This window comes from Nonomuraea sp. NPDC049714, assembly GCF_044465295.1.
In the GTDB taxonomy this organism is placed as follows: domain Bacteria; phylum Actinomycetota; class Actinomycetes; order Streptosporangiales; family Streptosporangiaceae; genus Nonomuraea.
Genome location: NZ_JBITLM010000005.1, coordinates 554,353 through 578,051 on the forward strand (window position 1 = coordinate 554,353; position 23,699 = coordinate 578,051).

Here is a 23,699-nt window from a genome sequence, read left to right on the forward strand (position 1 = left end):
CGGTGTCAATCGCGCGCGCGGCCCGCTCGGGCGCGCCGCCCGGTCAACAGCAGTACGGCCAGCAGCACGGCGAGCACGAGCGTGATCCCGCCGGGACCGAGCGCCTCCAGCCAGCCGGAGACGACGCCCTGCGCCGTGGTCACCGCCGACACCAATGGATCATCGGTGTCACCGCCGCCGAAGACCCGCAGCTCGTACCAGCCGTAGTAGGCGACGTACAGACCGGCGGCCACGAGCAGCGCCCCGCTGAGCCGGGAGACGTACGGCAGCACCCGCCGCAGTCTGGCCACGGCCGTCTGGCGCGCCAGCGCCACGGCGAGCGACAGCACCGTCACCACCAGGCCCATGCCGAGCGCGTACGCGACGAAGACCGCCAGCCCGCCGAGCAGCCCCGAGCCTGACAGGGAGGCCGAGACCACGGCCAGGAACGGGCCGATCGTGCACGACAGCGAGGCCACCGCGTACGTCAGCCCGTACCCGTACAGGGCGGGGACCGACATCGCCGGGCGGCCGGTGGCGAGCTTGGGCACCCGCACCAACAGCGTCCGGTTGGCCAGCAGCCAGCCGCCCAGCCCGGTCAGGGCGAGGCCGATCACGATCGTGACCCACGGCAGGTAGCTCCCGATCGACACCGCGAGCGGGGTGACGACCAGCCCGAACAGGCCGAACACGGTGACGAAGCCGGCCGTCATCGAGGCCGACAGCAGCACGGCCCGGCCCACCGGCCCCCGCCACCACACGGCCGCGGGCAGTCCGTCAGACGGGCCGTCAGACCGGTCTTCAGGCGGGCCGTCAGGCGGGTTTTGAGGCGGGCCGGCGGGCCGGTCTTCAGGCGGGCCGGCGACCAGCATGGCGAGGTAGGCGGGCAACATGGCGAACCCGCAGGGGTTGAACGCCGCCACCGTCCCCGCGGTGAGGGCCAGCACGATCGGCAGGTCCGCGCCCACGATCAACCCGCCTGGATCTTCGCGATCCGCGTTGCGAGGCCGTCGGCACCGAGAGGGCCGGTGACCTTCTCCGTGGCGCCGTCCGCCTTCATGAAGACGAACACCGATTGCTGGGTGACGCCCAGCTTCGTCCAGACCGCACCCTTTTCGTCCGACAGGTGGACGAGACCGCCGGTGCCCGTGCTCCGCACGAACTCCTTCATCGCGGCCTCCGTGTCGAGCCCGGCGACACCGACGAACCGCACGTCCGGATGCTCGCCGACGGCCGCCTTGACGGCGGGGGCGTCCGAACGGCACTTCGAGCACCACGGCGCCCAGAACCAGAAGACGACCGGCCGGCCCGCCAGCGTGCCTCCGTCGAAGGCACGCCCGTCCAGGGTCTTCGCGCTGAACTTCAACGCTTCGGGCGTGGGGGAAGCGGCCGGTGAACTCGCCGATGGCTGGGCGGCGGCCGAAGTGGGGGTGCGGGCGGGGGCGGGGGTGGATGTGCTGAGGGGTGCTGCGCTGTCAGGCTCGGCGCTCGGCGTGGCGGTGCCGCAAGCGGCCACGGACAACGACACGGCCAACGACACGGCCAGCGCGGCGATGCCAGGTTTGATCACGTGGCCAGCCTAGGCAGGTGCGCCGGGCGGAATCCTTACAGGCCGGTGACGGGAGCTGTGGGGACTCCGGTGGCGTCGTAAGCCTGGGCTGCCGCTTAGGCTCCAAGGAGCATCCGATGAGCATCCGATGAGCATCCGATGAGCAAGGTCAGGATCGAACCGAACGGCGGCACGAGTGAGCATCACGGTCGAGGTTGGTCAGGAGGAGGACGGCGCGAAACCCGCACCACGGCGCCGCAGGCGCTGGCTGTCCTGGCTGGTCGTCGCCTTCCTGGCGGTCTGGGCGGTCGTCCGGGTCGCCGGGGCCGAAGGTGGATCGTTCCTCACCCAGTTGATGACGCTCACCCCGTACGGCGCGGTGCTGGCGTTGATCGCCGCCGTCGCGCTGGTCCGGCGCAACCGCCGGGCCGCGATCGTCGCCCTGGTGGCCTGCGTCACGCTGGCGGCCACCGTGCTGCCCAGGGCGTTCGCGGCGAGCGCGCCGGCCGCGGGCGGCACGCCGTTCAAGGTGCTGACGATCAACCTGTTCGGGCGGGCGGACGCGCGGACGGTGGTCGACCTGGTGCGGCGGCTCCAGCCGGACGTGTTCAGCGCGCTGGAGCTCACCCACCGGCAGGTCGCGGCGCTGGACGCGGCCGGGCTGGCCGAGCTGATGCCGCACCGGGTGTTGCAGGCCGAGCACGACGCCGCCGGCAGCGGCCTGTACGGCAGGCACCCGCTCACGGCGCTGCCCGGCCTCTTCACACCCATCGGGCACAACATGCCCGCGGCGGCGCTGTCGCTGCCGTCCGGGGCCAAGGTGGAGGTGGTCGCCGTCCACCCCAACCCACCGCTGGGCAGGATGGTCGGCGAGTGGAACGCTTCACTGGCCGCGCTGCCGCCACCGTCGACCGGCCCGATCCGGGTGCTGGCCGGCGACTTCAACGCCAGCCTGGACCACGAGGCGATGCGCGACCTGCTGGACAAGGGCTATCGCGACGCCGCCCATGAGGTCGGCCGGGGCCTGACCCCGACCTGGCCGAACACGCGGGTGCTGCCGCCGTTCATCACCATCGACCACGTCCTGGCCGACGCGCGGGCCAGGGTGCGGGCGGTCGAGGTGCTGGACGTGCCGCGCACCGACCACCGAGGGGTCTTCGCCGAGTTGCGCCTGCCGATTTAAGCACAGGCGCCGGAGCCGTGGCGCGGTTAGTATCGCAGGCATGACCTGGCGACATTGATGCACGACCAGAGGCCGACGCGGGGCGCGCGGGCCACCGAGGCGACAGGCACTCGGAGTCCCTGATCGTCCCCCTGGAAGGCCTCACCCATGTTCTCGCTCACCCGTGCCTTCAGCGCGCCCGCGGACCGGCTGGTCGGCACGCTGTACGTCTACACGTTCCTTGACGAGTTCGTCCTGCTCTACCCGGTGTACGCGCTGCTGTTCACCGACACCGGGCTGTCCGTCGCCGAGATCACCTCGCTGTTCGTCATCTGGTCGGTCGCCGGCATGGTGCTGGAGGTGCCCTCCGGCGCGTGGGCGGACGCCGTCTCCAGGCGGCTGCTGCTCTGCCTGGGCCCGCTGCTCGCCGCGACCGGCTTCGCGCTGTGGGTGATCTTCCCGTCCTACTGGGCCTTCGCGGTCGGCTTCGTGCTGTGGGGCGCGCGTGACGCGCTCAGCTCGGGCGCCATGGAGGCTCTCGTGTACGAGGAGCTCCAGCGGCACGGCCAGGCCGGGCGGTACGCGCAGGTGATGGGCCGGGCCTCGTCGGTCGGGCTGCTCGCGGACGCGCTGGCCATCGCCCTGGCCATCCCGGTCTTCGCCGTCGGCGGCTATCTCGCGGTCGGCGCGGCCAGTGTCCTGGCCTGTCTGCTCTGCTCGGCCACGGGCCTGGCCTTCCGCGAGCACCGCGCCACGGCGAGTGGCGAGGACGAGGAGGATCTCGGCTACTGGGCGAGCATGAAGGCGGGGCTGGCCGAGGCGCGCGGGGATCGGCGGGTGCTGCGGGCCGTGCTCCTGGTCGCCACCGTGATGGCGATCTGGGGCGCTCTGGAGGAGTACGTCCCGTTCCTCGGCACGGAGGCGGGAGTGGCCGCCACCGGGATTCCGGTGCTGGTCCTCATCGTGTGGATCGGCGCCACCGGCGGCGGGCTGCTGGCGGGGGCCGCGCGGAGGCTGTCGGAGCGCGGGCTGGCCGTGGCTCTGGCGGTGGCGGCGCTCGCCATGGCCGGCGGCGCGCTGAGCGGGCATCCGGCCGGGATCGTGCCGATCGCGGTGGCGTTCGGGCTGTTCCAGATGTCCGGCGTGGTGGCCGACGCCCGGCTGCAGGACAGCATCACCGGCCCGAGCCGCGCCACGGTGACCTCGGTGGCCGGCCTCGGCACCAACGTGGTCACGCTGCTCGTCTTCGCCGGGTACGGCACCGTCTCGTCGATGACCGGGCACGGCGTCGCCTTCGCCGTGCTGGCCGCGCCGTACGTGCTCGTCGCCCTCTGGCTGGGGCTGCGGCAACGTGACCGGGACGTTTCCGACACCCTCCTCGGGTAAGTGCCGACCATGCGCTATCACGTGCTCGCCTGTGACTACGACGATACTCTGGCCACCCTGGGCAAGGTCGACGAGCACACCGTCAAGACCCTCGAACGCGTCTCCCGCTCGGGCAGGAAGCTGCTGCTCGTCACCGGGCGGGAGCTCGACGACCTGCTGACGGTCTTCCCGCACGCCGACCTGTTCGACCTGGTCGTGGCCGAGAACGGCGGGCTGCTCTACGACCCCGGGCAGCGCACCAGGGACCCGCTCGCCGACGCCCCGCCGGCCGAGTTCGTCGAGCGGCTGCGGGCTCAGGGAGTGACCCCGCTCGGCGTCGGCGCCGTCGTCGTGGCCACCCGCGAGCCGTACGACGTCCAGGTGTACGAGGCGATCCGGGAGCTGGGGCTGGAGCTTCAGGTGATCCGCAACAAGGGCGCCGTGATGGTGCTGCCGCCGGGCGTGAACAAGGCCTCCGGGCTGGCCGCCGCGCTCGTCCGGCTGCAGATGTCACGCCACAACGTGGTGGCGGTCGGCGACGCGGAGAACGACCACGCCTTCCTCGCCGCCGCCGAGTGCGGGGCCGCCGTCGCCAACGCGGTGCCGGCCCTGCTCCGGCAGTGCGACCTGCCGCTGGACCACGACGCGGGCGAGGGGGTCGGCCGGCTCGCCGCGCTGCTGCTGTCAGGTGAGCTCGACGAGGTGGAGGTGCCGCGCCACCACGTGCTCGTCGGTCACCGGGACGGAAGCGGGGACGAGGAGGTGCGGCTCCCGCCGTACGGGACCGGACTGGTGGTGGCGGGGCCGTCGGGCAGCGGCAAGTCCACGGTCACCACGGCGCTGATCGAGCGGCTCATCGAGGACGACTACCAGTGCGTGGTGATCGATCCGGAGGGCGACTACGCCGAGTTCCCCGACGTGGCCGTGCTCGGCGAGCCGGACCGGCCGCCCAGCGTGGAGGAGGTGCTGCGGCTGCTGGAGTCGCCGGACCGCAGCGCGGTGGTGAACATGATCGGGCTGCCGCTGCGGGACCGACCGGCGTTCTTCACCGAGTTGCTGCCCCGGCTGACCTCACTGCGCGCCCGGCTGGGGCATCCGCACTGGGTCGTGGTGGACGAGGCGCACCACCTGATGCCGGCCGAGCTGCAGGAGGTGCCGATCAAGGACGTGGGCGAGGTCGGCTCGACGCTGATGATCACCGTGCATCCGGAGGCGCTGAGCCCCGCCGCGCTCACCCTGGTGGACAACGTGATCGCGGTCGGGCCGGAGCCGGACGCCACACTCTCGGCCTTCGCCGGCGCGCTGGGCCGTACGGCTCCGGGCATCGAGGGCGGCGGCGACGGGATCGTCCTCTGGCGGACCGGCTCGGACGCCGCCCGGCGGGTGCGGATCACGCCCGCCCGCCAGCAGCGCACCAGACACCGCCGCAAGTACGCGGCCGGCACCATGTCGAAGGACAAGAGCTTCTACTTCACCGGCCCCGAGGAGCGGCTGAGCCTGCGTGCGCGCAACCTGCACACCTTCGTGGAGCTCGCCGAGGGGGTGGACGACGACACCTGGACGCACCACCTCAGGCAGGGCGACTACTCCTCCTGGATCCGCGACAAGCTCGGGGACGACGAGCTGGCCGAGGAGGTGGCGGCGGTGGAGCGGGACGAGCCGGACGACAGCCTGCGCCGGGTGGCGGAGCTCATCGAGCAGCGCTACACCCTGCCGGCCGAGCCCACGAAGTACGACCCCGACCACAACGACTGATCAGGCGAGCTCCGCCGCCGCGATCCGGCGGAAGGCGATCATGGCGTACGGCCCGAAGTCGCCGGTCTCGTACAACAGCCCGACCGTCCCGGCGTCCAGCGCGGTCAGGTCGGAGTAGGCGGCGGGCAGGCCGGAGACCGTGTGCGCCGGACGCCAGGTGACGCCCTCGTCGTCGCTGGCCCGGATCGTCAGCAGGGCGCGGGCGTCCGGCGCGGCGGGGGCCGAGAACAGCAGCGGCCCGGCGGGCTCCCAGTGCAGGAGGCTGCCTTCGACCACCGGGCAGACCAGTCCGGCCTGGGGGCGGAAGGGCAGCTCCAGGGTCTGCCCGCCGTCGGAGGAGTAGGCGTCGGCCCGGGTGCCGGGGGCGGTGGAGTCGGTGCGGGTGTTGAGGTAGAGGCGGCCGTCGGGCAGCTCGGCGGCCGTGGTCTCGTTGACGTTGACGTACCCGTCGGGGTTGTCGTCGACGTAGCCGATGCGCCAGGTCTCGCCGCCGTCGTCGCTGAGCAGCGCGTGGCCGCCGTTGTACATGCCCTCGGTGCCGTCGTCGTCGCCCTTGGCCGGCGGCAGAGAGTGGTTGGCGGGGACCACGATCCGGCCCGCGTGGGGGCCGTGGCGCAGCTGCAGGGCGTGTCCCGGGGTGGTGGCGTACCAGCGCCACGTCGGCCGCTTCACGGACTCGGTGATCTCGCGCGGCGCCGACCAGGTGACCCCGTCGTCGTCGCTGTGCTGGACGTACACCCTGCGGCCGTCGGCCTCGGCCACCTCGCCGAGCCTGATCTTCTTCTCGGTGGCCGAGGGGCCCTGCTGGACCGAGACCAGGACGATCCTGCCGTCGGCGGTCACGACCGGCGCGGGGTTGCCCGCAGTGCCCTGGCGTCGCTCCTCGGCGACCACCCGCAGCTCGCCCCAGGTGGCGCCGCCGTCGGTCGAGCGCTTCAGCACCAGGTCGATGTGGCCGGAGTCGCCGGCCGAGCCGTGCCGTCCTTCGGCGAAGGCCAGCACCGTGCCCGCCTGCGTCACCACGACGGCCGGGATGCGGAAGGTGTGATAGCCCTCCGTGCCCGCCCGGTACGGCACTGACGTGGGATGGCGGTCTGCCATGGGGTTCTCCCGTCGCGGGGGTGCGCTGCCGGGGGGAAACCCTAGATCGAGCGGGTTACGACGCCGCGAACGCCACGCGACCGTCGGATGGCGACGGCTCAGCCGAGGTCGGCGAAGCGCTCCACCTGGTCGGTACGGCCCGAGACGATGATGATGTCGCCGTAGGACAACTCGGTGTCGGCCGTGGCGTACGTGAACGCCTCGTCCTCCTTCTTCACCGCCACCACCGTGACGCCGTACTTGCGCCGCAGACCCGACTCCCCCAGCGGGAGGCCGACGTACTCCTTCGGCGGCCGGGTCTTGATGAGCGCGAAGTTCTCGTCGACCTCCATGTAGTCCAGCAGCCGGCCGCTCACCAGGTGGGCGACGCGCTCGCCCATGTCGTGCTCGGGCAGCACCACGTGGTGGACGCCGACCCGGCTCAGGATGCGCCGGTGCTGCTGGCTGACCGCCTTGGCCCAGATGTCGTCGATCTCCAGCTCCACCAGCAGCGACGCGGTCAGGATGCTGGCTTCGAGGTCGCCGATCGCCACCACGGCCCGGTAGAAGTCGGCCACGCCGAGCTGCTGCAGCGCGTCGAGGTCGGTGGCGTCGGCGGTGGCGAGGTGCGTGATGTTCCCCGCGAGGCCCTGCACGATCTTGGGCCGGTTGTCGATGGCCAGCACCTCGGTGCCGCGCCGGGTGAGCTCCAGGGCCAGCGAGCTGCCGAACCGGCCGAGGCCGATCACGACGACCGGGTCGTTGCTTCTCTCAGCCACCGCTGATCCGCTCCTCAGGTAGTTCGTGACGCACCACGGAGGATATCCGGCCTGAAAGCCACATTCCCTGACGCCTCCCGTGCCTGCTCCAAGCCGGATCGGATACATGACCGTACTGCCACCAGATTGCCAGGCAACTACCAGGAAGGCTGGGTAGTCTCGCTCGGCATGAGCTGGCAGCGTAAGATCAATAAAGCGCTTGTCAGGTTCACCGGAATCCAGATTAACCGTGTAGGGAACCAGGGGATAGTAAAGGCGCCCGCGCCGACCCTGACCAAGCCGAGCGAAGTCGAGGTGCGGCCGCCCGCGGACCCGCAGGCCGACCGGTTGCTGACCGCACCCGTCTTCATCATCTCGCCGGTGCGGTCCGGCTCCACCCTGCTACGCGCGATACTCAACGCCCATTCGGCATTGCACGCCCCGCACGAGCTTCACGTGCGGCGGCTGAGGGTGGACTTCGGCACGAGCCTGGCACAGAAGGCAATGGAGGCACTCGGTCACAACCAGGCCGACCTTGAGCATCTCCTCTGGGACCGGGTGCTGCACCGGGAGCTGCACCGCAGCGGCAAGCAGTTCATCGTGGACAAGACGCCCGCGAACGCGTTCGCCTACGAGCGCATCTCCACCTGCTGGCCCGACGCGCGCTTCATCTTCCTGCTGCGCCACCCGGCCTCCATCGCGACGTCCTGGCACGAGGCGAGCCCCGACAAACGCACCCCGGAAGAGGCCGCGCTCGACGCGCTGCGCTACATGAAGGCCGTGCAGCGCGCCAAGTCGGCGCTGCCCGGCCTGACCGTGCGGTACGAAGACCTCAGCGCCGAGCCGGAGAAGGTGACCCGCGAGATCTGCGAGTTCCTCGGCCTGGACTGGGAGTCCCAGATGCTCTCGTACGGCGAGCAGACGGTCATCCAGAAGGGACTCGGCGACTGGCGGGACAAGATCCGCTCTGGCACCGTACAGCCCGGCCGTGAGCTTCCCGACCCGGAGTCGATCCCCGAGTCGCTGAAGCCCATCAGCCGGAGCTGGGGGTATCTGCCGTGAAGATCCGCTACCTGATGCTGCACGCCTACGGCATGGGCGGCACCATCCGCACGGTGATCAACCAGGCCAACGCGATGGCCAGGGCCGGGCACGACGTGGAGATCGTCAGCGTGGTACGGCGGCGCGGCAAGCCGCAGTTCGCCCTCCACCCGAAGGTCCGCCTCAGCGCGCTGGTCGACCAGCGCGAGGGCAGGCAGCCCGACTCGCTGCCGCGCAAGGCCTGGCGGCGGGTGCGGGGCAAGATGGTGCCGCGGGGCGAGTTCGCCGCCGAATACTTCACCGAACGGGTGGAGAAGGCGGTCATGGACTACGTCGCCGGGCTGAACGACGGCATCCTGGTCACCACCCGGCCCGCGCTCAACCTGATCGCCGCCCGCCGCGCCGGCAAGGGCGTGATCCGGGTCGCGCAGGAGCACATGAACCTGAACGCCTACCCGGAGACCATCCGCCGGGAGATCGGCCGCTACTACGGCCGGTTCGACGCGGTGGCCGTGCTGACCAGGACGAACCAGCTCGAATACCAGGAGCTGCTGCCCAAGTCCAAGATCGTGCCGATTCCCAACGCGGTGCACAAGGTCGACCAGGCCCACTCCAGGCAGGACAACCCGGTCGTGGTCGCCGCCGGGCGGCTCGTGCCCCAGAAGGGGTTCGACATGCTCATCCCGGCCTTCGCCCAGGTGGTGGCGGAGCATCCGCAGTGGCGGCTGCGCATCTTCGGCACCGGCCCCAGGCAGGCTCAGTTGTCCGCGAAGATCGACGAGCTGGGCATGCGGGACCACATCGCGCTGATGGGCCGCACCGACCGCCTCGACGAGGAGCTGGCCGCCTCCTCCGTCTACGTGCTCAGCTCCCGGTTCGAGGGGCTGCCGATGGTGATGATCGAGGCGATGACGCACGCGCTGCCCATCGTGGCCTTCGACTGCCCCACCGGGCCTCGTGACGTGCTGACCGACGGCGTCGACGGGATCCTGGTGCCGCCGCGGGACCCCGACGCGCTCGCCGCCGCGCTCAAGGAGGTCGTCTCCGACCGAGGGCGGCGGCTGGAGATGGGCGCCGCGGCCGCCGCGGCCGCCCGCGCCTACGGGCCGGACGTCGTGATGCCCATGTGGGAGGACCTGTTCGCCGAGCTGCTGCACGGCGAACGGGTCAACTCCTGACGAAACGGACGGCGGCTACCAGTCGCCGTCCCCGCCCTCGTCGTCGCCTTCGAACACCTCCTCGACGATCTCGGCGGCGACCAGCCCGCCGGCCACGCCCAGCGCTCCGGCCGCGACCATGCCGCCCATGCCGCCGCCGTGGTGGTGGTGCTCCTCGTGATGGTGGTGGCCGCCGTGATGACCGCTGTGGTGCCCGAGCTGCTCCAGGTTGCGCAGCCAGTCGCCGAGCTCGGCGACCCAGTCCCTCCGCAGCGCCTCCTCGTGCCGGACCCGGAACCGGCCGATCGCGTCACTCGATCCGTAGCCGGACCGCTTGTCCGCCTCGATGACGATGTCCATCCCGTCGGCGTCGGTGACGAAGGTCAGCTCCGCCTCCTTGATCCGTCCGGGCGGGCCGTAGAACTCGATCTCCTGGTAGAAGGCCAGATCCTGGTGGACGCCGTAGATCTGGCCCGCCTCCAGGTCGGCCGACTTGAAGGTGAAGCCGAGCGCCAGGAACGCCTCCAGCACCCGCTCCTGCGAGGGCAGCGGCTCGACCGAGATCGGGTCCAGGTCGCCCTTGTCGACGGCCTTGGCGATGGCCAGCTCGGTGCGGACACCCAGCGCCATCCCGGTCAGCGGCTGACCCTGAACCTCGCTGATCGGCGTCTCCCACGACACGGCGGTCTCGAACGGGATGACCTTGTCCTCGCCCTTGTCGAGCTTGAACGGGCCCGAGACCCGCGTGCGGTAGAGCTCGGCCACTCCACTCTGCTCGCCCTCCGCGTGCTCCACCTCGGCGCGGGCGACCAGCCCCAGCGTCACATGCTCGATGTCGGCGTCGAACTCGCCGCCCTTCAGCCGCACCTGCCCCGCCAGCGTGCCACCCGGCCGCACGCGCGGCGTGGTGAGGACGGTGTCCACCGAGGGGGCTCCGACGCCGAAGGCGCCCAGCATTCTCTTGAATACCACTGATTACTCTCCGTTCAGGTACGGCTCGCGACCGTACCTGAAACGATCATCAAGTTCCCAGGGTTCCCGAAAACCCGCGTCATCCGTCCAGCCGCACGGCCTGGGCGACGTAGTCGCGCAGGGCGTCACGGTCGATGGCCGCGACCTTTTTGATCTTGACGTGCCTGGTCTTCTTGCCGACGCCCTCCAGCAGCCCGTGCGGGTCCTCGAAGTCGGCGCCACGGGAGAAGGCGAAGGTGAGGTGGGTCTTGCTGTGGCTGATGATCGCCACGACCGTACGGCCCTTCCACGCGGGCGAGCCGCTGCTGATGACCTCCTGGAGCTCCGGCGCCTGCTCGGCCACCAGCTCGCGCAGCACCCCCGCGATCTCCTGCTGCTCCGGCAGGAGCCTGGTCGCGATGAACGCGTCGACGTCCGGGTTGCCGCTCACGACGCCTCCATGGCGGCGGTCATGTCGATGTGGCTGACTTCCCACTGGTGACCGTCGAGGTCGGTGAAGCTGCGCAGGTAGAGGAAGCCCAGGTCGCGGGGCTCGCCCACGGCCACGCCGCCGGCGGCGAGCGCCCTGTCCGCGAGCTCGTCGACCCGCTCGCGGCTTTCGACGGCCAGCGCGAGGATGGCCTCGCTGGCGGTGGAGGTGTCGGTGACCTGCTTGTGGGTGAAGGTGATGAAATACGGCTCGACCAGCAGCATGACGAGGATGTCGTCGGTGATGACGACGGCCTCCATGTTCTCGTCGGCGAACGCGTCGTTGAAGGCGAACCCCAGCTCGGTGAAGAACTTCTTGCTGGCGGCAAGATCCTTCACAGGCAGATTAATCATGATTTTTGTGGACATGATGACCTCTTTCACGCCGGCCGGTAGGTGTGGACGACGACACCGGTGGCGAACGTCGTCGTGTCGAGCAGTTCCAAGGTGGCCCTGGTGCCCTCGCCGAACAGGCGCTGTCCCTCACCGCGGAGGACAGGATGGAACCAGAGGCGGTACTCGTCGAGCAGTCCGTGTGCGCGCAGGGTGTCGGTGAGCCGGCCGCAGCCGTAGGTGAGGATGTCGCCGCCGGGCTGCCGCTTGAGCTCGGCCACCGCGTCGGCGATGTTCTCCCGGATGATGGTCGAGTTGTTCCAGCTCGCGCTCGCCAGAGTGGCGGAGACGACGTACTTAGGCATGCCGTTCATCCGGTCGGCGAACCCCGCCCCGTCGGTCATCGACGGCCACGCCTGTGCGAACCCTTCATAGGTGACGCGGCCCAGCAGCAGGGCGTCGGCGCCGAAGAGCAGGTCCTTGGCGTAGCCGGCGGTCTCCTCGCTGCCGTACTCCAGCGACCACAGGTGGGGATTGTCGATGTACCCGTCCAGAGTCACGTAGGTGGAGGCGATGACTTTGCGCATGTCCACGACGCTACGGTTCGGGCCGGTACGGGCGCATCGGTCGGGCTACTGGTGTTCCACGGCTTCCCGCGCAGGCCGGAGGCTAAGTAGGCCTACTTAGCCTCCGGCCTGGCGAGCTCGGCCCGCCTGCCAGGCCGTGCGGCGTGGTGAGCTCGGCCCGCCTGCCTAGCCGAGCAGTCTGGTGAGCTCTGTCCGCTTGGTCACACCCAGCTTGGGATAGGCCTTGTAGAGGTGGTGCCCCACCGTACGCGGGCTCAGGAAGAGCCGGACCGCGATCTCCCGGTTGCTCAGGCCGCCGGCGGCCAGCCGTACCACCTGCAGCTCCTGGGCGGTCAGCCGCGCGAGCGGATGCACCGCGGGCGACGGCTCCGCCCGGCGGTCCCCCACCGCCGCGAGCTCGGTCCTGGCCCGCGCCGCCCACACCGGCGCCCCGAGCCGCTCGAACCCGTCCAGCGCCTCGGCCAGCCACCGCCTGGCGTCCGAACGGCGACGATTACGCCGAAGCCACTCCCCGTAGACCAGCGCCGTACGCGCCCGGTCGTACGACCCCCCGTCCCCTTCCCCGCACACCCCCGCAGAGACCGCGCCGTACGCATCCTCCGGGGGTCTTGGGTGCAAGCCCCCCGAGACCGCGCCGTACGCACCCACTGACAGGCCGGGGGGTGGACCGTCGTATCGCCCCTCGGGCGGCTGGTCGTGCAGGTGGAGTGCGGTCCGGTAGTGGTGCTCGGCGGTTCGGTCGTCGGCGAGGAGGGCGTGGCAGCGGTGGGACAGCGCCGCCGCGCCCGGCCGGTCGGTGTGCCGTGCCCAGCGGTCGAGCGCGGCCAGGTGGCGTACGGCGTCACCGGTCAGCCCGGCCCGCACCGCCGCCTCGACGTGGTCCGGCACGGCCTTGATGAGGACGTCATGTCCGGCCGGGCCGCCGCACACGCCGTCGAGGCGGGACGCCGCCTCCTCCGGCCGGCCCGCGGCGAGGTCCAGCAGACCGAGCCCCCACGCCGCCAGCGCGGCGTTGGTGGGGTGCAGATCGGCATGCTCCAGTACGCCCTCCGCGACGGACCGGCAGCGCGACTCGTCCCCGCGCACCGCCGCCAGCCAGGCCGCGATCGAGTCGAGCGCCAGGACCTGGGTCGGCTGGCCGATGTCGCGGGCCAGGCCGCCCCCCTCCTCCACAGCCGCCTCGGCACTCCCGAACCGGCCCCGCAGCAGCAGCGCGATGGCCAGCGGCTCCAGGCCGTACGGCAGCCAGCCCGCCGCGCCCTGCTCGCGGAGGTCGGCGACGAGGGCCTCCAGCACCTCTGTGGCGGCCTCGTCGTCGGCCACCAGCATGCCCATGAACCCGGCGATGAGCCGCTCCACGAAGCCGTCGACGGCACCGTGCCGCGCGGCCGCCACCAGCTCCCGCATGGGCCCGATCGCCGCCGCCGTCGCGCCGTCGCACAGGTGGCCGTACCCGATGAGACCCTGGACGACCGGGCGCACGGCCGGGGCGGGCTCCAGCTTCGCCAGCACTCCGGCGCACCTCCGCACCAGGTCGTGGGCTCCGGCGTCCCGCGCGCACCAGACCGCTTCGGTGAGGATCGGCACGGCCTGGTCCGGCTCGTCGGCGGCGATGAGCTCGGCGCCCGCCAGGGCGAGGGCGGCGGCCGCGACCGGCGAGGTGCGTTCGTAGGCAACCTGCGCCTTGATCCACATGGCCTCGGCGGTCACCGAGAGGACTCCTCCCAGGTCTGCGGCGCCGGCCGCGAGCTCGGTGGCCCGGTCCGCGAGCCCCGCGTCGTAGGCCGCCCGCGCCGCCCCTATCAGCCGCCGCGCCTTGGCGGCGGGATCGACGCTCAGCTGGGCGGCGCGTTCGAGCGCGACGGTGACGGCCATCGACCCACCCCGATGCTCGGCCCGGCGGGCAGCCAGCTCCAGCTCCGCCGCGACCCCCTCGTCCGGGCCCGTCGCGGCCGCGGACAGATGCCACGCCCGCCGATCGGCGTCCGGCGGCGTCGGGGTGAGTACGGTGGCCAGGGCACGGTGGGCCTCGGTTCGGCGGGTGTGGGGGGCGGCCTGGTAGGCGGCGGCTCTGATCAGGGGGTGCCGGAAGGTCACGTGCTCGCCGGAGAGGGTGACGAGCCTGGCGCGCTCGGCGGGCTCCAGGTCGGCGGCCGAGGCGCCGAGCAGCGCGCCCGCGCGGAGGACGACGGGCAGCCCGGCGGCGCCGTCCGCCGCGGCGAGCAGCAGCAGGAGCTGGGTGGCGGCGGGCAGTCCGCCGATCTGGGCTTGGAAGGCGTCCTGTACGCGTCCGGCCGCGGGCAGCGGGCCGATGGGCAGCGGAGGCGCGGGCCGGCCGTTGCCCTGGAGCGCGGCGAGCGTCGTGGCCAGCTCGATCACCGCGAGCGGGTTGCCGCCCGACTCGGCCGCGATCCGCTCGCGTACCAGAGCGGGCAGGTCGCCGGCGTGCTCGGCGAGCAGCCCGGCGGTGCTCCGCCCGTCCAGGGCGGTCAGGTGCAGCTCGTCGATGCCGGGGGCGGGATAGGCGCCACCGTCGCGGACGGCGAAGATCATCACCAGCGGCTCGGCGTGCAGCCTCCTGGCGGCGAACAGCAGCGCGTCGGAGGACGCCTGGTCGAACCACTGGGCGTCGTCGAGCAGGCAGACCAGCGGCCCGTCGCCGCTGAGCTCGGAGAGCATCGACAAAGTGGCCGCGCCGATCAGGAAGCGATCGCGTACCGGCGTCTCCTCCAGCCCGAACGCCGTCCGCAGCGCCGCCGCCTGCGGCCCGGCCAGCGCCTCGACGCGGTCGGTGTACGGGTGGAGCAACAGGTGCAGGGCGGCGAAGGGCAGCTCGGCCTCCGACTCGATGCCCACGCCGCGCAGCACCCGCATGCCGTCGGCGGCCTCGGCGGCCTCGGCGGCGTGGTCGAGCAGCCTCGTCTTGCCGATCCCCGCCTCGCCCCGGAGCAGCAGCGCCCCGCCGCGCCCGGCCGTGGCCGCCGCCATGAGCCCGTCGATGCGCGCCTGTTCGGCCGCCCGCCCAAAAATCATGAAAAATCCAGATTCATCGGCTTCCCCCGAACCCGCTGTCCATCATGGCACCAAGGTCGACATCAGCGCGCCTGACCGGTACCGCGGGCCTTCAGCGCCCCCCGCGCAGGGTTCAGGGGGCGCATCTTGAACCTGGTTCGCCGGGTGACGTCCGCCACTGCGGCATTCGCCCCTTTAAGGAGTCACCTGAATCGCCGTGCCTATAGGGTTTGAAACGGTTCCAACGGCGAAAGGGAGGTTCTATCACATGAGCCGTGGCTCGAGCATCCTTCGGCTGGCGGGAGCGGCCACCGCTGCGGGCGTGCTGACAGCAGCCATCGCGCTGCCGGCCATCGGCGGCGCCGGCGCGATGTTCATCACCGCGTCAGAAGATCTCAACCTCAAGCCCGAGGACCTGGTAGAGCCCCCGCTGGCGGAGAAGACCGAGATCATGGACGCCAAGGGCAACCAGATCGCCCAGTTCTACGAGGAGTACCGCGAGGTCATCAAGCTGGCCGACGTGGCCGAGGTGATGAAGACGGCCATCATCTCGATCGAGGACTTCCGCTTCTACCAGCACGGCGCCATCGACATCGAAGGCACCATCCGCGCCCTGGCCAAGAACCTGTCGGCGGGCGGCGTCGCCCAGGGCGGCTCCAGCATCACCCAGCAGTACGTCAAGCAGGTGCTGTACAACGCCGCGGACACCGAGGAGGAGAAGGCCAAGGCCCTGGAGACCAGCTACGCCCGCAAGCTCAACGAGCTGCGCTACGCGATGGCGATCGAGAAGAAGTACACCAAGGACGAGATCCTTGAGAAGTACCTCAACATCGCCTACTTCGGTGCGGGGGCCAACGGCGTGGAGGCCGCGGCCAAGCGGTTCTTCGGCGTGAAGGCCTCCGAACTCAGCCTGGCGCAGGCCGCCACCCTGGCCGGAGCGGTGCAGGACCCCAACAGGACCGACCCCAACCTCGGCAAGGACCAGCGCAAGCGGCTGCTGGAGCGGCGCAACGTGGTGCTCAACCGGATGGCCGAGCTCAAGAAGATCACGCCGCAAGAGGCCGAGGACGCCAAGAAGGAGAAGCTGGGCTACAAGGGCACCGCCCTGCCCGGTGGATGCGAGGCGAGCCGCTATCCGTACTACTGCATGTACGTGCGCGCGGAGGTGCTCAGCAACCCGGTCTTCGCCAAGACGAAGAAGCAGCGGGCCCAGCTCCTCAACCGCGGCGGTTTGAAGATCAAGACCACGCTCGACCCCAAGATGCAGCGGGCCGCCGAGGCCGCGATCAAGAAGCACGTCTTCGCCTCCGACTACCCCGTGGCCTCCGAGGCCCTGGTGGAGCCCGGCACCGGGCAGATCAAGGCGATGGCCGCCAGCCGCAAGTACGGCACCAACAAGCGTAAGAACGAGATGTCCTACAACGTCGTGGCCGACTCGGCGCACGGCGGCGGCGTCGGCTTCCAGCCGGGTTCGACGTTCAAGACGTTCACCCTGCTGACCGCCCTCAAGGAGGGCATGAAGGTCAACGACGGCTTCTCGGTGGGGGCCGGTTACCGCGCCCCGTTCTACTCGACGTTCAAGAACTGCAAGGGCGACAGCATCGGCGACCCGTCCCACACCGTCACCAACGACGAGGGGTCGGGTGGCTTCAAGACGCTGCAGACGGGCACCTGGGGCTCGGTCAACACCTTCTTCATGAAGCTGGAGGAGAAGGTCGGCCTCTGCGACACCATCAAGACCGCCAAGTCGCTGGGCATCAAGCGCGCGGACGGCCTGCCGCTGCTGGAGTTCTCCACGTTCACGCTGGGCACGAACGAGATGGACCCGGTGACCGTCGCCAACGCCTACGCGGCCATCGCGGCCCGTGGCAAGTACTGCGAGCCCATGGTCGTCACCCAGATCACCGACCGCTACGGCAAGGTCAAGAAGTACGACCCGAAGTGCAAGCAGGTGATGGACAAGGAGGTGGCCGACGCCGCCGCCAACGTGCTGACCGGTGTCTTCACCAAGGGCACGATGCGCGGCGTCGGCGGCATCGGCCGTCCCGTGGCGGGCAAGACCGGCACCTCCGACGCTCAGGCCACCGCCTGGTTCGCCGGGTTCACCCCCGATCTGGCGGGTGCGGTCAGCATCGGCGACCCGCGCGGCTCGCAGAAGTACAAGCTGAACAACGTCACCATCGGCGGCCGCTACTACGGGTCGGTCTTCGGCTCCAGCGTGCCGGGCCCCGTCTTCAAGGACACCATGATCGCGGCCCTGAAGGGGGTCCCGGCGACGCCGTTCCCGCCGATCGACTCGGCCCGCTTCGGCGGCTGCGGTCAGAGCTGCGCGCCCGTGCAGCCGCGGCGCGACGACCGGGTGGAGCCCGACGACCTGCCCGACGTGGGAGACGACGACTTCACGCTCGCCGACCCGCCGGGCGGCCGGTAGGCGCGCGCAGGATCCCCGGCCGGCTCGTGGCCGGGGATCCTCTTACTGGGGGCTAACTACGCGTGCAGTGGGCCTGTTAACGACGCGGAAACATTGATAACGTGGGAGCGCTCCCAGGGATCTTTGGCGCGAGGTGCTGACGCATGTCCGAGCAGCCCACACTTGCACAGGTCGCCGCGGCCGCCGGGGTTTCTCCGGCGACCGCCTCCCGAGTTCTCACCGGCTCGGTGCGGGTCAGCACGTCGACCCGGCGCCAGGTCTACGAGGCGGTCTCGCGGATGGGCTATGTGCGTCAACGGGCACCCAGAGGCTCTGTCTCCAGCGGCACGGCGACCGGAGTCACCGTGGTCGTCTGCGACCAGTTGCCGCGATTATTCTCCGAACCGTACTACGCCCGACTGCTGTCTGCCACCGGCGCCGTCGTCGCCGAGCAGGGCACCCACCTCATGGTGACGACCGTCAGCCCGACCTCCTCCGTCCTTCCCGCGCTGTCCGGCGCGGTGCTGCTGGTCGGCGCCAGGGAGCGGCATCCCCTGGCCATCAAGCTGTGCACCTCCGGCATCTCCGTGCGCAACATCGGCCGGCCCCCGCACGACCTCAAGCTCCCCTTCACCGACGTGGACAACTACGACGGCGGCCGGCAGGCGGCCGAGCACCTGATGCTGACCGGCCGCCGGGCCGTCGCCGCCATCGGCGGCCCGCCCTCGCTGCCCGCCGCCCGCGACCGGCTCGACGGTCTGGTCCGTACGCTGCAGGAGGCCGGCATGGCCGACGTGCCCGTCGCGTACGGGGACTTCACCGCCGCCTCCGGCACCCATGCCACGCAGTGGCTGCTGCGCCACGCGCCCGGACTCGACGCGATCTTCGCCGCCTCCGACCTGATGGCGGCGGGCGCGATCCAGGCCCTGCGGCGGGCCGGGCGCAGGGTGCCCACCGACGTCGCGGTGATCGGCTTCGACGACGCCCCCGTCGCCAGGCACACCAATCCAGCACTGACCACGGTTCGGCAGCCCGTCGAGGAGGTCGCCACGATCGCCACCCGGCTGCTCCTGTCCGGTACGACCGGCATCGACCCCATCCTCCCGACGGAACTGATCGTCCGTGACTCGGCATGAACCCGGGGACCTCCTGGCCCGCAGATATCTGCTGCTGGAGCCGCTGGCCACCGGCGGCATGTCGGTGATCTGGCGGGCGTTCGACCAGTCGTTGCAGCGCACGGTGGCGGTGAAGGTGGTGACCTCGTCGCTGCAGACGGGGCTCGGCGACCGTGCCCGCGCGCGCACCGAGGCACGGGCCGCCGCCCGGTTCATCCACCCGGACGCCATCGAGATCTACGACTACGGCGAGGCCGTGACCCGCAACGGCGCCGTCGCGGCCTTCGTCGTGATGCCCCTGCTCAACGGGACGCCGCTGGCCGAGCGCATCGCCGTGGGCCCGATGCCGTGGCCCGAGGCCGCGAGCATCGGCGTGCGGATGGCCCGGGTCCTGGCCGCCGGGCACACCCGCGGCCTGGTCCACCGGGACGTCACCGCCGAGAACGTGCTGCTCACCCCGGACGGGCCGAAGCTGCTCGACTTCGGGATCGCGGCCTGGGCGGGCGCCCCCGACGACGACTGCGGCACCCCTCCCTACGTCGCCCCGGAGCGGCTCGACGGCGCGGCCACCCACCCGGCCGTCGACGTCTACGCGCTCGGCGTGCTGCTGTTCACCATGATCACCGGCCGGACGCCGTACCCGGAGACCACCTGGGAGCAGCTTGAGGCGGCCCGCCGCACCTCTCCTCCGCCGCGCCCGGCCGGGGTGCCGCACTCGGTGGCCGCGCTCTGCCAGCGCTGCCTCGCCCACGAGCCCGAGCGCCGGCCCTCGGCGGCCGAGGTCGCGGACGCGCTGACCGCCGCGCTCAGGCTGGGCAAGCGGGTACGGCGCGGCCTGGCGATGGCCGGGGCGGGGGTGGGCGCGCTCGCCCTGTCCTTCCTGGCCTGGTTCGAGTATCCGCCGGGCGATCCCGGTCCCGTGGTGACGGCGCCCACCTCCTCGGCCTCGGCCACCGCCTCCCACCGCATCACCGAGCACGCGCAGGTCGAGGTCCACACCATCCGGCAGGCCGTCGACGGCTTCCACGCGACGCTGGAGGACTCCGGCGTCTGCGGGGCCACGGAAGGCGACGTCGCCCTCGACATCAAGCAGGTGCTGCGCGGCTCCCTGGTGACGCCGGGCAAGGAGGAGTCCGGGCTGGCCGGCCTGCGCCGCAAGCTGGCCGACCGGGAACGCGAGGGCAGGCTCCACCCGGACTGCCGCGTCGAGCTGGAGATCCGTCTCAACGAGATCACCGTGGCCCGCCGCCAGCCCTGATCCCTCGGCTCTCGACGTGCGAATGGGAGCGCTCCCATCGTGGCGGCGTGAAAGTTTCACGCGACGTTGTCGAGACAGTCGTGGCGTGCTGTAATGCGGCCACGCGAGTGCTGCCGGGCGGGCGGGGTCGTGGGGGGTTCCACAGTCATGCGAGCACAGTCAGGCGAGCAAAGGAATCTTCCTCATGAGAGTCATCCGAACGGCGGTACTGGCAGCCGCCGCGGCGTTAGCCATGATCGTCACGGCCCTGGTGGTCCCGTCGGCACAAGCTCACGGCGTCACGATGTTCCCCGGTAGCCGCACCTTCCTCTGCTGGCAGGACGGCCTGCGGGACAACGGTCAGATCGACCCCTACAACCCCGCCTGCGCGGCGGCCGTCGCCCAGAGCGGCGCCACCCCGCTGTACAACTGGTTCGCCGTGCTGCGCTCCGACGGCGCGGGCCGGACCAGCGGCTTCATCCCCGACGGCCAGCTCTGCAGCGGCGGCACCGGCGGCCCGTACGACTTCACCGCCTACAACGCCGTCCGCTCCGACTGGCCGCTGACCCACCTGACCTCGGGCGCCAACATCCAGATCCGGCACAGCAACTGGGCCGCCCACCCCGGCTCGTTCGTCTACTACATCACCAAGAACGGCTGGAACCCCAACGCGCCGCTCAAGTGGTCCGACCTGGAGTCCTTCGGCAGCGCCGCCAACCCGCCCCAGAGCGGCGGCGTCGGCGGGCTCAACTACTACCACTGGAACGTCCAGCTCCCGTCCGGCAAGAGCGGCCGGCACATGATCTACATCCACTGGATCCGCTCCGACAGCAACGAGAACTTCTACAGCTGCTCCGACGTGGTCTTCGACGGCGGCAACGGCGAGGTCACCGGCATGGGCCCGGACGGCAGCACCCCCGACCCCGACCCCGACCCGACCGAGACCCCGACCCCGACGGGCGACTGCTCCGCCACCTTCCGCGCGATCGACAACAACTGGCCCGGCCACTTCCAGGGCGAGGTGACCGTGCGCAACACCGGGACGGGCACGCTCAACGGCTGGACCGTCAGCTGGAACTACACCGGCGGCCAGGGCTTCGCGGGCGCACCCTGGAACGCCGAGCTGACCGGGCAACCACCCTCGGTGGTGGCCAAGAACGTGACGCACAACGGGCAACTGGCGCCGAACGCCTCCACCACGTTCGGCTTCAACGCCACGGGCGCCGCGCCCAGCCCGGTGCCGGCTCTGACCTGTACCAGTTCGTAGGTCACCGGCATGCTTGACGAACTGAGGAGGCCGACGGCCCGGCGGGGACGCCTCGTGGCGGTCACCGTCGTGGTCGCGGCCTCCGTCGCCGGGGCGGCGCTCTTCGTGGGCCTGCGGCAGCAGGGGCTGCCCGCCGAGCTGCGCGAATCGCTCGCCGCCCGGGTGACAGCGATCTTGGAGCAGTCCTCGCCGGCCGAGCACCACGACCACGGCCACGAGTTCGGCGAGGACGCGGGCCGGGTCGTGTGCGCGGTGGACCCCTTCGGGGTCGAGCCCGCGGACGCGGCCACGGTGGCCGAGGTGCACTGGGTGTACGCCCGGCACCTGTGCGCGATCACCGGCGCGGGCGAGGACTGGGCGATGTCCGTACGCGTCTCCGGCCCGCTCGCCGTACGCCTCGGCGAGCACGCGCAGATCCGGGTGCCCGAGCCGGGCATCGGCTACCCGGAGCGGGTCAGGCAGGCGATCCCCGAGCGCTACCACGAGGAGGCGTTCGGCGCGTTCGCCGACGACGAGGCGATCGACGCGGCGCGCGCGAGGTTCTCGCAGGCGCGCTGATCCGGGCATGGGAACGCGGCCGGCGACGAGGGGGAGGACTCGGCCGGCCGCGTTCTTGCCATCCGGGCGGGATGGTGTCGCAGGGGTGCTTACCTGAGTGGGGTCAGGGGCCTCACCTCCTCGGTGACTCCGCGGGAGTGCGGTCGGCAGGGCTGCGGGGGGACGGCGGCAGGGCTGGTCAGGGGACTGGCCAGGGGACTGGTGAGGGGCTGGTCAGGGGGCTGGCTGGTCAGGTGGCGCAGGTGTAGCCGGACGGCACGCTCGTCTGGCCGCTCGGCCGGCCGGCCTGGAAGCCGAAGGACGTGCTCTCGTCCGGCCCGAGTCCGCCGTTGTAGGACAGGTTCGAGGCCGTGACCGTCTGCCCGTCGACCGTCACCTCGGCGTTCCAGGAGCCCGTGATCGTGTGCCCGGCGGGCAGGGTGAAGGTCACCGTCCAGCCGGTCGTGGCCGCCGAACCGGTGTTGGTCACGATCACCGGCTGGGCGACGTACCCGGTGCTCCACTGGGACTGCACGGTGGCCGTCACCGAGCAGTCCCCGCCGTCACCGCCGCCGGGGAGCGTGGTGAAGGAGACACTCGGCGACGGGTCCGACCGGTTGCCGGCGGCGTCGGCGGCCCGGACGTGGACCTCGTGGGCGGTGGCGGGGGTCAGGCCGGTCAGGGTCATCGAGGTGGTCGCCGACCGGCCGAGCAGGGTGCCGGGAGAGCGATAGACCTCGTAGCCGGTGACGCCCACGTCGTCGGTCGAGGCGGCCCAGCTGAGGGTGGCTCCCGTCGCGGTGACACCGGAGGCCGCCGGGGCGCCGGGGGTGGTGGGCGGGGTGATGTCGTCGGGGTCGCCGCCACCGCCGTAGACGGCCGCCTCGCGGGCGGTCGCGGCGATGCCGTCGGCGCCGTTGAAGAGCCGCTCGCCCCACGAGGTGAGCCGGGCCGCGTCGAAGTCGGTGACCTGGTCCAGATACTCCACGCCGCCGCTGTTGCCGCTCCAGGACCAGCCGAGGTAGCCGATCCCCCGGCTCACGGCCTGCGCCATGATCGTGCCCTCGTCGGGGTTCCCGTCGGAGTGGTCGTGCCCGAACTCGCCCACGACCAGCGGCAGCCCGGCGGTCCTGAACGCGTCCATGTAGGAGATGACCTCCGCCGCCGTGTCGAAGACCCCGTACATGTGGACGGAGAAGATCGTGTTGCGGTCGGGGTCGCCGTCGAAGACGGACCTGGCGCTGTCGCGCATGGTGAAGGACCAGTCCTGGCCCCAGTTGGGCGCGTCCACCATGAGCGCGTGGTCGAAGCCGTTGTCGCGCAGCTTCCTGATCGCGGCCGTGGTGGCGGCGGCCCAGCCGGGGGTGACGGCGTTGTTGCCGATGGGCTCGTTGCCGATGTTGACGATGACGTGGTCTTCCTGGCCGGCCAGCGCGGTCTTGACGCTGATCCAGTAGTCGGCGGCCTGGTCCAGGGTGTAGGCGCCGTCCTGCTCGCCGTATCCGGTGGTGTCGTGGTTCTCCAGGACGCAGATCAGCCTGTTCTGCTTGCACAAGGAGACGACCTCGGCCACGTCGGCGGTGTCGTTGGCGGTCCAGCGGCCACCGCTGAGCACCACCCGCACGGCGTTGGCGCCGAGCGACTTGATGCCCGCGAACGACTGCGTCTCCCCCGGATACCAGGTGTGGGCGTGGCTGGTGCCGCGGATGACGAAGGGCTGACCGCCGGCCTCGACGATGTCGTCGCCGCTGACATGCAGGCCGGTGGCGGCGTACGCGGGGGCGGTGTGCGCGAGGACGGTGTGCGCGGGGGTGGTGTGCGCGGCGTGCGCGGGGGCGGCGAGGGCGACCGGTAAGGGGACGAGCGGTAGGAGCAGGAGCGCCGCCATCGCGGCGAGTCGGGATCTCATGTGCTG

General features: G+C 71.4%; 20 protein-coding genes. 10 read left to right on the forward strand and 10 right to left on the reverse strand.

The annotated features are described in order from the left end of the window. Window positions 1–5 precede the first annotated feature (5 nt). Together ACIBQX_RS23280 and ACIBQX_RS23285 are read right to left on the reverse strand one after the other, a co-directional pair. Window positions 6–947, reverse strand: coding sequence for a cytochrome c biogenesis CcdA family protein (locus tag ACIBQX_RS23280; protein WP_397007848.1), 942 nt, complete (start codon window positions 945–947; stop codon window positions 6–8). A 2-nt stretch (window positions 948–949) separates the two neighbouring features. Next, the gene (locus tag ACIBQX_RS23285; RefSeq protein WP_397007746.1) at window positions 950–1,549 is read right to left on the reverse strand and encodes a redoxin domain-containing protein; all 600 of its coding nucleotides are present in this window, start codon (window positions 1,547–1,549) and stop codon (window positions 950–952) included. Between the two features lie 175 nt (window positions 1,550–1,724). On the opposite strand from ACIBQX_RS23285, the gene ACIBQX_RS23290 reads away from it, so the two are divergent. From ACIBQX_RS23290 to ACIBQX_RS23300, 3 genes are all read left to right on the forward strand, one after another. Next, the gene (locus ACIBQX_RS23290) at window positions 1,725–2,711 is read left to right on the forward strand and encodes an endonuclease/exonuclease/phosphatase family protein (protein WP_397007748.1); all 987 of its coding nucleotides are present in this window, start codon (window positions 1,725–1,727) and stop codon (window positions 2,709–2,711) included. Between the two features lie 147 nt (window positions 2,712–2,858). Then, window positions 2,859–4,076, forward strand: a complete 1,218-nt coding sequence (locus ACIBQX_RS23295) for an MFS transporter (RefSeq protein WP_397007750.1) — start codon at window positions 2,859–2,861, stop codon at window positions 4,074–4,076. Between the two features lie 9 nt (window positions 4,077–4,085). Then, window positions 4,086–5,810: an HAD hydrolase family protein gene (locus ACIBQX_RS23300; RefSeq protein WP_397007752.1), complete on the forward strand. Its 1,725-nt coding sequence runs from the start codon at window positions 4,086–4,088 to the stop codon at window positions 5,808–5,810. On the opposite strand, the gene ACIBQX_RS23305 is transcribed toward ACIBQX_RS23300, so the two are convergent. Both ACIBQX_RS23305 and ACIBQX_RS23310 read right to left on the reverse strand, forming a co-directional pair. After that, the gene (locus tag ACIBQX_RS23305; RefSeq protein WP_397007754.1) at window positions 5,811–6,911 is read right to left on the reverse strand and encodes an exo-alpha-sialidase; all 1,101 of its coding nucleotides are present in this window, start codon (window positions 6,909–6,911) and stop codon (window positions 5,811–5,813) included. Between the two features lie 98 nt (window positions 6,912–7,009). Further along, complete coding sequence (locus ACIBQX_RS23310) at window positions 7,010–7,669, reverse strand: potassium channel family protein (RefSeq protein WP_397007756.1); 660 nt, start codon at window positions 7,667–7,669, stop codon at window positions 7,010–7,012. Between the two features lie 294 nt (window positions 7,670–7,963). Here ACIBQX_RS23310 and ACIBQX_RS23315 point away from each other — a divergent pair, with 294 nt between their 5' ends. Both ACIBQX_RS23315 and ACIBQX_RS23320 read left to right on the forward strand, forming a co-directional pair. Beyond that, a complete protein-coding gene (locus ACIBQX_RS23315; protein WP_397007758.1) occupies window positions 7,964–8,710 on the forward strand; it encodes a sulfotransferase family protein in 747 nt (248 codons plus the stop codon). After that, the gene (locus ACIBQX_RS23320) at window positions 8,707–9,867 is read left to right on the forward strand and encodes a glycosyltransferase family 4 protein (RefSeq protein WP_397007760.1); all 1,161 of its coding nucleotides are present in this window, start codon (window positions 8,707–8,709) and stop codon (window positions 9,865–9,867) included. The genes ACIBQX_RS23315 and ACIBQX_RS23320 overlap by 4 nt, the downstream gene beginning before the upstream one ends. A gap of 15 nt (window positions 9,868–9,882) precedes the next feature. On the opposite strand, the gene ACIBQX_RS23325 is transcribed toward ACIBQX_RS23320, so the two are convergent. From ACIBQX_RS23325 to ACIBQX_RS23345, 5 genes are all read right to left on the reverse strand, one after another. Beyond that, complete coding sequence (locus ACIBQX_RS23325; RefSeq protein ID WP_397007762.1) at window positions 9,883–10,818, reverse strand: sporulation protein; 936 nt, start codon at window positions 10,816–10,818, stop codon at window positions 9,883–9,885. 79 nt (window positions 10,819–10,897) lie between these two features. After that, window positions 10,898–11,248: a DUF1801 domain-containing protein gene (locus ACIBQX_RS23330; protein WP_397007764.1), complete on the reverse strand. Its 351-nt coding sequence runs from the start codon at window positions 11,246–11,248 to the stop codon at window positions 10,898–10,900. After that, window positions 11,245–11,625, reverse strand: a complete 381-nt coding sequence (locus tag ACIBQX_RS23335; RefSeq protein ID WP_397007766.1) for a VOC family protein — start codon at window positions 11,623–11,625, stop codon at window positions 11,245–11,247. The genes ACIBQX_RS23330 and ACIBQX_RS23335 overlap by 4 nt, the downstream gene beginning before the upstream one ends. Window positions 11,626–11,666: 41 nt before the next feature. Further along, window positions 11,667–12,206 (reverse strand): dihydrofolate reductase family protein, encoded by a 540-nt coding sequence (locus ACIBQX_RS23340; protein WP_397007768.1) that lies wholly within the window; start codon window positions 12,204–12,206, stop codon window positions 11,667–11,669. 165 nt (window positions 12,207–12,371) lie between these two features. After that, window positions 12,372–15,239: an AAA family ATPase gene (locus tag ACIBQX_RS23345; protein ID WP_397007770.1), complete on the reverse strand. Its 2,868-nt coding sequence runs from the start codon at window positions 15,237–15,239 to the stop codon at window positions 12,372–12,374. Between the two features lie 247 nt (window positions 15,240–15,486). On the opposite strand from ACIBQX_RS23345, the gene ACIBQX_RS23350 reads away from it, so the two are divergent. The 5 genes from ACIBQX_RS23350 to ACIBQX_RS23370 all read left to right on the forward strand — a co-directional run bounded on the left by ACIBQX_RS23350 (window position 15,487) and on the right by ACIBQX_RS23370 (window position 21,805). Next, window positions 15,487–17,649, forward strand: a complete 2,163-nt coding sequence (locus ACIBQX_RS23350) for a transglycosylase domain-containing protein (protein WP_397007772.1) — start codon at window positions 15,487–15,489, stop codon at window positions 17,647–17,649. A gap of 143 nt (window positions 17,650–17,792) precedes the next feature. Further along, a complete protein-coding gene (locus ACIBQX_RS23355; protein ID WP_397007774.1) occupies window positions 17,793–18,764 on the forward strand; it encodes a LacI family DNA-binding transcriptional regulator in 972 nt (323 codons plus the stop codon). Further along, the gene (locus tag ACIBQX_RS23360) at window positions 18,751–20,001 is read left to right on the forward strand and encodes a serine/threonine-protein kinase (RefSeq protein ID WP_397007776.1); all 1,251 of its coding nucleotides are present in this window, start codon (window positions 18,751–18,753) and stop codon (window positions 19,999–20,001) included. The genes ACIBQX_RS23355 and ACIBQX_RS23360 overlap by 14 nt, the downstream gene beginning before the upstream one ends. A gap of 184 nt (window positions 20,002–20,185) precedes the next feature. Beyond that, a complete protein-coding gene (locus tag ACIBQX_RS23365; protein ID WP_397007778.1) occupies window positions 20,186–21,247 on the forward strand; it encodes a lytic polysaccharide monooxygenase in 1,062 nt (353 codons plus the stop codon). Window positions 21,248–21,256: 9 nt separating this feature from the next. After that, window positions 21,257–21,805 (forward strand): hypothetical protein, encoded by a 549-nt coding sequence (locus ACIBQX_RS23370; RefSeq protein ID WP_397007780.1) that lies wholly within the window; start codon window positions 21,257–21,259, stop codon window positions 21,803–21,805. Between the two features lie 229 nt (window positions 21,806–22,034). On the opposite strand, the gene ACIBQX_RS23375 is transcribed toward ACIBQX_RS23370, so the two are convergent. Then, on the reverse strand, window positions 22,035–23,693 hold the full coding sequence (locus ACIBQX_RS23375; RefSeq protein WP_397007782.1) for a cellulase family glycosylhydrolase: 1,659 nt from the start codon (window positions 23,691–23,693) through the stop codon (window positions 22,035–22,037). Between the last annotated feature and the right edge of the window lie 6 nt (window positions 23,694–23,699).

Bases quoted from the DNA above. Each gene is read 5' to 3' on its own strand.
- ACIBQX_RS23295 (WP_397007750.1), top strand. From the start codon at position 2,859: ATGTTCTCGCTCACCCGTGCCTTCAGCGCGCCCGCGGACCGGCTGGTC.
- ACIBQX_RS23300 (WP_397007752.1), top strand. From the start codon at position 4,086: ATGCGCTATCACGTGCTCGCCTGTGACTACGACGATACTCTGGCCACC.
- ACIBQX_RS23305 (WP_397007754.1), bottom strand. From the start codon at position 6,911: ATGGCAGACCGCCATCCCACGTCAGTGCCGTACCGGGCGGGCACGGAG.
- ACIBQX_RS23340 (WP_397007768.1), bottom strand. From the start codon at position 12,206: ATGCGCAAAGTCATCGCCTCCACCTACGTGACTCTGGACGGGTACATC.
- ACIBQX_RS23345 (WP_397007770.1), bottom strand. From the start codon at position 15,239: ATGATTTTTGGGCGGGCGGCCGAACAGGCGCGCATCGACGGGCTCATG.
- ACIBQX_RS23350 (WP_397007772.1), top strand. From the start codon at position 15,487: ATGAGCCGTGGCTCGAGCATCCTTCGGCTGGCGGGAGCGGCCACCGCT.
- ACIBQX_RS23355 (WP_397007774.1), top strand. From the start codon at position 17,793: ATGTCCGAGCAGCCCACACTTGCACAGGTCGCCGCGGCCGCCGGGGTT.
- ACIBQX_RS23365 (WP_397007778.1), top strand. From the start codon at position 20,186: ATGAGAGTCATCCGAACGGCGGTACTGGCAGCCGCCGCGGCGTTAGCC.
- ACIBQX_RS23370 (WP_397007780.1), top strand. From the start codon at position 21,257: ATGCTTGACGAACTGAGGAGGCCGACGGCCCGGCGGGGACGCCTCGTG.
- ACIBQX_RS23375 (WP_397007782.1), bottom strand. From the start codon at position 23,693: ATGAGATCCCGACTCGCCGCGATGGCGGCGCTCCTGCTCCTACCGCTC.